This window comes from Cryobacterium sp. MLB-32 (genome assembly GCF_000738085.1).
Taxonomy (GTDB): Bacteria; Actinomycetota; Actinomycetes; order Actinomycetales; family Microbacteriaceae; genus Cryobacterium.
This window is the reverse complement of the sequence record NZ_JPRS01000360.1, coordinates 1-1,303: the sequence shown is the minus strand read 5'-3', so window position 1 is coordinate 1,303 and position 1,303 is coordinate 1. Positions and strand designations below refer to the sequence as shown.

General features: G+C 59.2%; 2 protein-coding genes. Both read right to left on the bottom strand.

Annotated elements, in window-relative coordinates; translation table 11 throughout:
- Positions 1-35: 35 nt before the first annotated feature.
- A complete protein-coding gene (locus JF66_RS18570; protein WP_051973749.1) occupies positions 36-764 on the bottom strand; it encodes an RES domain-containing protein in 729 nt (242 codons plus the stop codon).
- Entirely contained in the window at positions 761-1,159 is a 399-nt protein-coding gene (locus JF66_RS18565; RefSeq protein ID WP_035880335.1) for a hypothetical protein, read from the bottom strand. The genes JF66_RS18570 and JF66_RS18565 overlap by 4 nt, the downstream gene beginning before the upstream one ends.
- Between the last annotated feature and the right edge of the window lie 144 nt (positions 1,160-1,303).

The following is a 1,303-nucleotide window of genomic DNA, read 5'->3' as shown; positions in this document are numbered from 1 at the left end:
CCAGCCTCAAGCTAATTGAAAAATGAACCGGCGGATCAGTCGTGCCAGCGCAGCCCGTGGAGATCGAATGCTAGCTGCATCTCCGAATCCTCGGGGTGAAGACTGATTATCTCCTCTTGCTGGATGTGACCGCTGGTACCAAGGCCTTCATCTGCGAGACGCTCAAACACCGCCCACATACGAAACTCATCGCCATAACGGGAGCGGAACTCGACCCCATTCACCAGATCACCCTGGTCGACGCCTCGGAGGTCGTAGAGCCAGTGGGCGATCGACCGTGTCAGATTGCGCTGACCGCCGTCCTTGAGAATAGCTGCGTCGAGCAGCTGAGGGCACAGGTCATACTTCGCGAAGGGTAAGCTCGCCTGCACCGTGGCGATGCTCCGTGAATGCGTCACGAAACAGTAGCAACCGGCCTGCTGCGCCCGCCCGCCAATGTGTGTCTCGATCCACTTGTAGCCAACAGTGCCGGCCGGCGCGTCCGGCGCGAGCACGATGGCACCGTCGGGGTCCTCGATCTCATCAAGCTCAGAGTCGGTGACCGGGTCGGGTCGAAAATGGGCAAGCACTTCCAAGAGACACGCAAGAAGAGTTTCGCCCGTGTAGAGAGTACGAAACTCCGAAAGCTGGTCGTCCCACCTGCCGTTAAACCGCCCGTCATCCGTCGCGTACAGCCAGTCCGTCCAGGCCCACGGATCCGGCCGATGTCCGACCCGCCACACCACGCCGGGATCCGAGGTGAGTTCGAATTCCTCAGGTGTCATCCGATGAACGCGAACGCCTTGGCAGCCGCCATCACGTTAGGACCCACTTCAGCCGGATCGCCCTCGCGGAGGACACGGGCCGGCGACACGTCATCGAGCGCCGGGTTCATGCCCTTGAACCACGACTGCACCGTCACCGCTTCGTTGCGCTCCCGAAGGAGCACGGCGATCTGGTACGCAAGCCGCAGGCGGTCAACGTCCATCTCGCCGGGACTTCGCTCACCGGCAGCCCACTGAGCAACCGGTCGAGTCGACTTCACATTGCCGATATACGCCACCAACCGCACACCGACGATATCCCGAAGCTTGGTGGCCAGCTCGGGCAGCGTGGACCGCATCGCGTCTTCGTGTGCGCGAAGTCCTGGTTTCTGGGCCGTAGCGATAGTTGTAGCCATATACAAGACGTTACTCTCGTGATTCCGAAATAGCTACAATTTTCAGGCCCATAATCGCACTCATTATCGCGGGTCTAATGACCGATAATAGTTATTATGTCAATCTGAGTAGGTATTATTCCAACAGATGCACGATTTGGCCCT

Bases quoted from the DNA above. Each gene is read 5' to 3' on its own strand.
- JF66_RS18570 (WP_051973749.1), bottom strand. From the start codon at position 764: ATGACACCTGAGGAATTCGAACTCACCTCGGATCCCGGCGTGGTGTGG.
- JF66_RS18565 (WP_035880335.1), bottom strand. From the start codon at position 1,159: ATGGCTACAACTATCGCTACGGCCCAGAAACCAGGACTTCGCGCACAC.